This window comes from Planktosalinus sp. (assembly GCF_059864935.1).
In genome coordinates this window covers 1-8,965 of record NZ_JCBCCK010000014.1, presented here as the reverse complement: position 1 = coordinate 8,965, position 8,965 = coordinate 1, and the positions used below count along the sequence as shown (strand labels likewise).

Here is an 8,965-nt window from a genome sequence, read left to right as displayed (position 1 = left end):
CTTGGTCATCAATTTCAAAATCGTTAAACAGTTCAAACTCGTTACTCTCTCCACTTGTGGAACTAGGATTTGAAGAATTTACTTCAATAGTATAGTCCCCCCCTTGGGTGCCTAGAGGTGCATATATTTGCCTAGTAAAATTTGCTGATGCATTAGGTAATCCTGGAGGGTTTTGAATTGAAAAGTTGCCAAACGAAATATTTCCAGGCATTAAAATATAGTTATATTCGGTTCCAATCTGAAATTTGTTATTGGTGTCTTGACCACCCCCATTGGTTAAAGTAAAAGTAGCTACTAAAGGGTTTTCAGAGACTACAGGGGTACTAATGGTCTGAGCTTCCATAAAACCAAAAGTCATTATGGCAACGCTAACCAACAACAATTTGTAATTCAGTTTTTTAAGTAATTTTCTTTCCATATCCTTTTCATTTTAAATAATTCAACAGACACAGTTCTATTATAAATTAAAGTAAGGGAAAGTAAAAGTTTGTGTCTGATTACGCTTAAGGAAGAAAGGGGAATAAAGTGTTTTAAGTCTTGTAAACCATAATTGGTTCCCCAAACAAGATAAAAAACAACTTTTTTCAACTTATGCAGTTCAAAATTAGTTATTTAATCGCGTTTGATTCTCACAAAAAAATATGTTTTCGATAAAGTATCCCTAAAATTGGACGAAGTGCAGATATAAGGTATTTTTCAATAGATTTTTTGTAGGAAAATATTTTACAGAAATGTATATTATTCAACAAAAACAAGACAAAAACGCCTTTTTAATTTGTAGGTGATTATTAAGTTTGAAGGTCTGTTGGCAGGTTTATGATTGCCATTATTTTAATAGCGCTTTTTTAAATTAGATAACATTACATCTGTAATTGCATCTAAATCAAATGAATACTTCCAACCCCAGTCTTCCCGAGCTTCTTTATCATCTATACTTTGTGGCCAGCTGTCTGCTATAGCCTGACGAAAATCGGGTTCATAGTTTATGGTAAACTCAGGGATTTGTTTCCTGATACTGGCTGCAATTTCCTCAGGATTGAAACTAATGGCTGCCAGATTGTATGATGATTTGATTTTTATCATTTCTTCCGGAGCACTCATAATGTCCAAAGTGGCTTTTATGGCATCGTCCATATACATCATTGGTAGTGTGGTTTCACCATTTAAAAAACAGATGTATTTTTTGTGTTTTAACGCTTTGTAATATATGTCTATGGCATAGTCTGTGGTGCCTCCTCCCGGAAGGGTTTGCCAACTGATGATGCCGGGGTAGCGAATACTTCTTACATCCACGTTATATCGCTTGCTGTAATACTCACACCAGCGTTCACCTGTTTGTTTGCTAATGCCATAAACCGTAGAAGGTTCCATTACGGTGCGCTGTGGCGTGTCCAATTTTGGTGTTGTGGGCCCAAAAACGGCAATGCTTGACGGCCAGAATATTTTTTCAATCTTTTTGTCTTTGGCGAGATTTAACACATTAAACAAGGAGTTCATGTTCAGGTTCCAGCCTTTCATTGGGAATTTTTCTGCAGTGGCTGATAGCATTGCTGCCATTAAATACACTTCACTGATTTCATAGCGAATGACAATGTTTTCTATGGCCTCATAATTAGTGGCATCTAAAATTTCAAACGGCCCGCTTTCCATCAATTCGGGTTCGCCTTCCCTGATGTCGCTGGCAATTACTTTATGGTTTCCGTATTTGTGACGTAAGGCGGCAGTGAGTTCAGTGCCAATCTGTCCGCAAGCTCCGAGGATAAGTATTCTGGATTTCATTAAGTTGTTTTTTAAAAGCAGGTAAAGATAAGCAATCACTTTTGCTTGAATTGTCCCTTTTGAAAAATATATCAAATCAATCGGCGTTGTTTTATTGACAAGATGATAACATTCAAATTAATTTAATTTATTTTCGTACACTATTTCTTTACTTCTCATGAGTTTCAAAAAGTTAATATTTATAACTGCTTCTTTAGTTTTGCTGGTTTCCTGCAATTCAAATACGGGAAGTACTACTGATCTATCTTCTGAAGATATAGAAATCAATCTCCCTAAAAGTGAGGTTGAGTTTCCGAATCTTTCAGCTGATGCTATGGATAAAATTACCTCGTGGCAGTATTTTCAGGAATTTGAAAATGATTTGAAGCAAATTAACCGTGGCAATGTAAGAAGCTACAGAAGTGAAACCGAACGCATGTCAGCCGTGGCAGATTCATTATTAAAAAACATTCCTGAAGTATTAAACACAAACGCCATATCCTCAAGAATGCGAGTCGTGAACGTGAGAATTAAACTGCTTGAAGAAAGCATTCATCAGCCCAATGCTGAGATTGATGTCATTACAAATCATCTTAACGAAGCCAATAACGCTTTTACAAACCTCATCATTCAAATTAATGAACGTTTTGAAAAACAGCGCATTGACGAGCTTGCCAGAACTCTTGAAAATCTGGAACATTCACAAAAGACTTCCGCTTCAGATTCGCTTTAAATCTTTTACAGCTATAGTTCTTCTTTATAACTTGCTGAAATCTGACTCAGTAAAATCGTTTGTAATTTTTTTAAGTTCAGACGAATAGTCACACTATATCTTCTTTTTTTAATTTTATTTTAACAATAAAGCAATTACAATAGTAATATCTTGGGCGTCTTATTAGAATCAAATCCAAAAATTAAATAATGAAACATCTCTACAAGTAGTTGACTCAAAAGGAAAAAACTTTTCAGGATGTTCCATGTGACCAATTAAAAACAAATAGAATAGACACATGAAAACCAAAACAACAAAAAATGCGCTGGCTCTTGCAGCGGTAATAGCTATTGTTTCAATGGGCTGTAAAACAGAAAAACAGCAAGCAGAAGAAACAGCAAGAGGTATTAACCTTGCCTATATGGACACCACAGTGAGCCCCACTGAAGATTTTTTCAGGTATGTAAACGGGACTTGGCTGGATGAAAATCCCATACCCGAAGATGAAACAAGCTGGGGAAGCTTTGCGGTTTTAAGAAAAAAAACGAATGATGATGTACTTGCCATTTTAAAAAATGCAATAACTGACCCCAATCTTAAAAAAGGGTCTGACCAGGCAAAAGCTGTGTATTTGTTTGAATCAATTATGGATACTGTGGCAAGAGATGAAGCCGGAGTTGAACCTCTACTGCCTTATCTGGAGCGCATTTCTTCCATTCAGAACATGGAAGACCTTCAAGATTATTTAATTGAAATGCAATCTATGGGCAGTTCAGACTTTTTTGGGTTTTATGTCTCCGGTGCCCCTACAGACAGCAATATGAATATTGGCTATTTAGGCGCATCAGGGCTGGGACTTCCAGACAGGGATTATTATCTGAATGACGATGCTGACTCAAAAGAAAAACGTCAAAAATATGTAGAACACATCACCCGTATGCTTCAGTTTTTAGGTGACACTGAAGAAGAAGCAGCAGCACAGGCACATCGCATATTAGCTTTTGAAACTGTACTTGCAGAACCAAGAATGGATCGTGTTGAAAGACGAGACGCCAGAAAAAGAAACAATCCGCGTTCAGTTGATCAGCTACAGAAAATGGTTCCTCAAATCAATTGGAACAGATATTTTGAAGGTATTGGAGCAACACAAGTTGACACTATTATTGTCACTGAATTGGCTTACCTTGCTTCGTTAAAGGATGTGTTTGCCAAAAACGAAGTGGAGGACTGGAAAACATTCTTAAGATGGTCGGCTTTTAACAGTGCTTCAGGTATGCTTTCAATGGAAATTGAAAAGGCAAACTGGGATTTCTATGCCAAAACAATGACCGGTGCCGAAAAGCAAAAACCACTTGATGAAAGGGCACTAACAATAGTGAATGCAGTAGTGGGAGAAGCATTGGGGAAACTGTATGTTGACGAAATGTTCCCGCCGGAAGCAAAGCAAAAAGCCGAAGACATGATTGCTAAAGTAGTGGATGCCTACGACACCAGGATTAAAGCTCTGGAATGGATGACTGAAGACACTAAAGTAAAGGCCTTGGAAAAACTACACAGTATAAACATAAAAATTGGTTACCCTGATGATTGGAAAGACTATTCTGAACTGGAAGTAAAAGAAGGGGCCACTTATTTTGAAAACCGTATGGCTGCTTCACAGTGGAATTATAACAGGGCCATTGAAAAACTGGGTCAACCTGTAGATAAAACCGAATGGTTTATGGCTCCACAAGTTGTAAATGCTTACTATAGTCCACCGTTTAATGAAATTGTATTTCCTGCGGCTATTTTGCAACCGCCTTTTTATGATTATAAGGCAGACCCTGCTGTAAACTTTGGTGGTATTGGAGCTGTTATTGGTCACGAAATTTCACACGGATTTGATGATAGCGGTGCAAGATATGACAAAGACGGCAACCTCAACAACTGGTGGACCGAAGAAGATCTTACAGCATTTGAAGCATTAGGCCAAGGTCTTGCAGATCAGTACAGCACAATTGAAGTCTTGCCCGGTCAGCACATCAACGGTAAGTTGGCTTTAGGTGAAAATATTGGTGACCTTGGCGGGACAAATGCTGCTCTGGATGGCTTAAGATTATACCTAGCTGAGCACGGAGATCCCGGAGAAATTGACGGATTCACTCAAGAGCAAAGATTCTTCCTTTCGTGGGCAACCATCTGGAGAATTCAATATAGAGAAGAAGCCATGGTGCGTCAATTGCGCTTAGGGCCTCACTCTCCCGGAAATTACAGAGCCTGGGTGCCCATCAGGAATCTGGATGCGTTTCACGAAGCATTTGAAACAAAAGAAAGTGACCCGATGTACCTGGCACCTGAAGACCGCATCAAAATTTGGTAATTAACACTCATATTTAATGATAAAAAGCTGTTTCATCCTGAAGCAGCTTTTTTTATATCCTTTTCTGAAACTGGTACTTTAATGCCCCGGCAACTTCCTTTGACCCCACTTTTTTATAAACTCTATTCTCTTCCTCCAAAAATACAGGGGGGTGCAAACTGAGTTCTTTCGCCTTATTGATGTAATACACTTTTTTTATCGGGTGTTCAGGGAAAACCCCGTGAACTGTCTTTCCCCAAAAATTGCTTTCTGTAATTCTTTCAATTAACCCGATACAATCATCTCTATGAATTAGATTTACCGGTGCATTGCCGCCTTTCATATTGGTTTTCCCAGAAAGGTAGCTTACAGGATGCCTGTCTTCACCTATTAATCCGCCAAAACGAAGAATGGTTGTTTTAAATTCCGAATTGGATTTTAAAAGTTGTTCGGTTTTTAGTAAATCTTTTCCGGAAAATGAATCAGGAATTGGCAAGGTGTTTTCATCAACAATGCCTTGCTCATCACCGAAAACTGAGGTGGAACTTACAAACAATAGATTTTCAATTTCGGATTCCCGGATAAAAGGAATAAACTTTTCCATTTTTCTGCTGAACATTTCAGACGAATTGCCTCTCATTCCCGGAGGGACATTGACGATTAAACTTCGACTCCCTTCCAGAAATTTATTAACATCACCAATGATTTTTTCAGTATCAAGCTGAATCAAAAAAGGTCGGATTCCTGCTTTCCTTAAATCATCGATTTTTTCAGACGATGTGGTGGAGCCTTTAATACTGTATCCTTTTCGCTGCAGTGAAACCGCCAAAGGCAAACCCAGCCAACCACAACCCAAAATGCTAATCTGTGTCATTTTTTTCTTCAATTGGTTCAGGAATGGTTTGAGGGGCAAGTGTATCAATGTCTATTGTTTTTTGTAAAATCACAGCGTCAGTCGTGATAAATGGTTTGGGCATTTCTGAAACAGAGCGTTCAGGAATTGAAAAACTGTCGTGCTCCAGTAAATCAAAAGACATTTCCTGAATGAGAAACGGTATTTTTTGGTCTCTATGAAAACTGTATTTAATTTCTAGACTGTCGCCGTCAGACACATAATAGCTTAACAAAATATTTGTCCGTCGATTTTCTATGGCATTGCCTGTGGAATCATTCTTTGGAAAGGCAACTCCATTAACAATAAAGTCTTGAATCACGGCATCTTTATCAGCAAACAAAGCCATCCTGTTTACACGTCGGTTGGGATTGATGAGTAGGGTTACTTTTCGCATATCATTGTAAACCGAATCCTGAATCAATTTGATTTCTGGCTTGGGGATGGCTTTGTCAGGTGCAGCAACTGCATAGGAAAACCCAGTGCCGTATTTGCTGCCGGCAACATTTTCAATAACTTCAGAAGCTTTTACTTTTGTGTCACCCAGATAATTTTCTGTCCAGGAATCGAGTACCTCATCATATGTTACCCAAAATGATTCTCCTGTGTCGGTATTTTGCAAATAAACCAAACTGTTGGGTTTATGCCGTTCATCACTGAATCCCGACTGAAAATGAGCAGTTACCAAACTTATGATGCCTAAAATCAAAAAAAGGCTTGCAAAAGTTTTTTTCATTCTGAAAGAAACCAGAACCGGCAAAAGTAGTCCAAACAGCAAGACCGTGAAAACCGCGCTGCCCACCAGCATTTTTAACCCAAGCCCAACGGGAAAAAACTGAATGAGCGGCGCCAGTATAAAAATTGCCGGAACACTCAAAAAAAGCAAAACAATCACATTGGGTTGTTTGTATTTTATTCTTAAAAAAAGCATTACTAAGGTAAAGTACACCGGCACAATAAAAAAAGAGCCTCCTTTGAGATATATAGCTAAAAGTGCACAAATAATCAACCAAATAAACAAGGGGGCAATAAGCAAGTTGACCGCTTTTTCCTTATTGTATAACCTGTAATACATCCAAAATGTGATTGCAAGGGAAATGGTCACAAAAAAAGTGATGTATAAATGCCCATTGTAGGTGAATCCGTGTAAAATTTCACTGTAACCGGGGTAAAGTTTAAGTAACAATTTCCATCCAAAATGGGCTAACAATCCGCAAATTACCAGAGACAGCACAAACGGTACAAATCCTTTGAGAATTTCTAAACCACTTAGTTTTTTGTTTTTCATGCCATAAACCATCAACCCTATAAAGAGTAAAATAGCAATGATTAACAAAGGCATTATCCATAAAAAAGGGTAATACACCATTTTTATAAATGGCACATTAAAATAGATGTAATCTCTCTCTGCTTTAAGATTTGATAAATCGCTTTCTCCAAAGTGATTTAAAATAGCCATCACATATGTACCCTGATGCTCCAAGGTGTTTCTATCTAAATTTTCATACGAATCTTCTGCGGTGTGGTAATGGTAATGATCATCAATAAAGGCAAAAAAGTAGCTGTCAATATCGGCCAACTCTCTGAAAATAGTGGAATCGGTATCGTTGGGCAGCATTTTATAAACGCTGTACATCAACGAAGACGCAACGGGATGAGAAGGATTTGCTTTTACAAATTCCTTAACTAGCGTAGCATTACCTTGGTTAGTTTCCAGAATCATGTTTGAAGGCCCACCGCTTCCTCTGGCTTCAAAATTAATAACAATGCCCACGTCCTGCACCCAGGGGTGTTCTTCCACAAAAAGCTTGGCTCCCATCAGCCCGATTTCTTCGGCATCGCTGAAAAGGATAATGATGTCATTTTTTGGTATTTCACCTGACGCGAGATACGCTCTCACACCCTCCAAAATAGCAACTACTCCCGAACCCGCATCGCTGGCACCATAGCTCTTTGAGTGTGGTGCGCTGTCATAATGTGCTAAAAGCATCAGGGCTTTTCCTTGCTCCTTTCCGGAAATGCGAGCCAAAATGTTTTTCGGCTTTGCCAAAACCCCCCACTTTTTATTGAGTGTAAATCCTTCCTGAACGTGAGGCTCCAATCCAAGAAACTCAAGTTGAGTGATTAAATATTCCCGCACTTCGTCGTGTGCATCGCTGCCGATGTAATGAGGTTTTTCGGAAATGATTTTCAAATGTTCTAATGCACGCTCGGTTGAAAACTCGGTTTCAGTGGTTGTTGCACCAGATATTTTTATAGGCACCAAAGTTTTGAAACTCAAATAAACAAGCAATATTAAAAACAATAAAGAAATGAAGGTAGTCAGGTTGGAAAATTTCATTGATAAAATGGTTTAAAGTCGTTTAAAGATACATTTTTTATTTTTTGGCAAAAGGGTAATAAAAAAATGAAAAATTTTGCTTATATTTCTTTTCTAAATTATTTAGTCATGGTTAAAAGCTATCAGGGTAAATTTGTTGGTCAAATCAAAAACCCATCGCAAAATATTAAAGTAAAAGACTTCATGTCCATCTCTTTAACAGTATTTAAACCTGAACAGTCCATTCCTGAAGTGATTGAAATTATTATCAATAATAAGATTTCAGGCGGCCCTGTTGTAAATGACCAATTTGAATTGGTTGGGGTAATATCTGAAGGAGATTGTATTAAGCAACTTTCTGACAGTCAATATTATAACTTGCCCATCGAAAATATTAAGGTCGAAAGCTTCATGTCCAGAGACGTGGAAACAGTTGACGGGGAAATGAGTATTTTTGACGCAGCAAAAAAATTTCTTGATGCCAAACGCAGGAGATTTCCCATTGTTGAAGACAAAAAATTGGTTGGAATGATTAGCCAAAAAGATATACTCAAAGCTGCAGTCCTAATGAAAGCCCAAACCTGGGATCCCAACAAGTAAGGTTTAACTCAGCCCCACATCGAGCATCATCATAATGATAAACCCTCCGATAAAGCCCATAGTGGCAATGTCTGTATGTTTGTCTTGTTGCGTTTCAGGTATGACTTCTTCCACAACGACAAATATCATAGCACCGGCAGCAAAAGCAAGAGCATAAGGTAAAATGGGTTCAAAAGTTAAAACAGCCCAGGCACCGATGACGGCTGCAATGGGCTCTACAATTGCAGATGCCTGTCCATACATAAAACTTTTTTTTCTGCTCATCCCAGCACGACGCAACGGCATGGCCACAGCAATTCCTTCAGGGAAATTTTGCAAACCAATACCCATAGCTAAGGCTACTGC

The 8,965-nt window shown here is 38.4% G+C and carries 8 protein-coding genes; 3 read left to right on the top strand and 5 right to left on the bottom strand.

Annotated elements, in window-relative coordinates; translation table 11 throughout:
- Both AC6F75_RS00510 and AC6F75_RS00505 read right to left on the bottom strand, forming a co-directional pair.
- Nucleotides 1-418: hypothetical protein (locus tag AC6F75_RS00510; protein WP_500712970.1), on the bottom strand; the 418-nt coding region annotated here is incomplete at its 3' end.
- Nucleotides 419-831: 413 nt separating this feature from the next.
- Nucleotides 832-1,779 carry an NAD-dependent epimerase/dehydratase family protein gene (locus tag AC6F75_RS00505; RefSeq protein ID WP_500712969.1) on the bottom strand — a complete coding sequence of 316 codons (948 nt, stop codon included), beginning with the start codon at nucleotides 1,777-1,779 and terminating at the stop codon, nucleotides 832-834.
- Between the two features lie 157 nt (nucleotides 1,780-1,936).
- On the opposite strand from AC6F75_RS00505, the gene AC6F75_RS00500 reads away from it, so the two are divergent.
- Together AC6F75_RS00500 and AC6F75_RS00495 are read left to right on the top strand one after the other, a co-directional pair.
- Nucleotides 1,937-2,491, top strand: a complete 555-nt coding sequence (locus AC6F75_RS00500) for a hypothetical protein (RefSeq protein ID WP_500712968.1) — start codon at nucleotides 1,937-1,939, stop codon at nucleotides 2,489-2,491.
- A 277-nt stretch (nucleotides 2,492-2,768) separates the two neighbouring features.
- Nucleotides 2,769-4,829 (top strand): M13-type metalloendopeptidase, encoded by a 2,061-nt coding sequence (locus tag AC6F75_RS00495; RefSeq protein WP_500712967.1) that lies wholly within the window; start codon nucleotides 2,769-2,771, stop codon nucleotides 4,827-4,829.
- Nucleotides 4,830-4,881: 52 nt separating this feature from the next.
- On the opposite strand, the gene AC6F75_RS00490 is transcribed toward AC6F75_RS00495, so the two are convergent.
- A complete protein-coding gene (locus tag AC6F75_RS00490; protein ID WP_500712966.1) occupies nucleotides 4,882-5,682 on the bottom strand; it encodes a Rossmann-fold NAD(P)-binding domain-containing protein in 801 nt (266 codons plus the stop codon).
- Entirely contained in the window at nucleotides 5,669-8,041 is a 2,373-nt protein-coding gene (locus tag AC6F75_RS00485) for a M20/M25/M40 family metallo-hydrolase (RefSeq protein ID WP_500712965.1), read from the bottom strand. Before AC6F75_RS00485 ends, AC6F75_RS00490 begins: the two co-directional genes overlap by 14 nt.
- A gap of 66 nt (nucleotides 8,042-8,107) precedes the next feature.
- On the opposite strand from AC6F75_RS00485, the gene AC6F75_RS00480 reads away from it, so the two are divergent.
- A complete protein-coding gene (locus tag AC6F75_RS00480; protein ID WP_500712964.1) occupies nucleotides 8,108-8,620 on the top strand; it encodes a CBS domain-containing protein in 513 nt (170 codons plus the stop codon).
- A 3-nt stretch (nucleotides 8,621-8,623) separates the two neighbouring features.
- Here the strand turns inward: AC6F75_RS00480 and AC6F75_RS00475 are convergent.
- The coding region (locus tag AC6F75_RS00475) for a ZIP family metal transporter (RefSeq protein WP_500712963.1) at nucleotides 8,624-8,965 on the bottom strand (342 nt) is incomplete at its 5' end.

What these genes read in the sequence shown, in the direction of transcription:
- AC6F75_RS00505 (WP_500712969.1), bottom strand. Translation starts at nt 1,779, where the DNA reads ATGAAATCCAGAATACTTATCCTCGGAGCTTGCGGACAGATTGGCACT.
- AC6F75_RS00500 (WP_500712968.1), top strand. Translation starts at nt 1,937, where the DNA reads ATGAGTTTCAAAAAGTTAATATTTATAACTGCTTCTTTAGTTTTGCTG.
- AC6F75_RS00495 (WP_500712967.1), top strand. Translation starts at nt 2,769, where the DNA reads ATGAAAACCAAAACAACAAAAAATGCGCTGGCTCTTGCAGCGGTAATA.
- AC6F75_RS00490 (WP_500712966.1), bottom strand. Translation starts at nt 5,682, where the DNA reads ATGACACAGATTAGCATTTTGGGTTGTGGTTGGCTGGGTTTGCCTTTG.
- AC6F75_RS00485 (WP_500712965.1), bottom strand. Translation starts at nt 8,041, where the DNA reads ATGAAATTTTCCAACCTGACTACCTTCATTTCTTTATTGTTTTTAATA.
- AC6F75_RS00480 (WP_500712964.1), top strand. Translation starts at nt 8,108, where the DNA reads ATGAAAAATTTTGCTTATATTTCTTTTCTAAATTATTTAGTCATGGTT.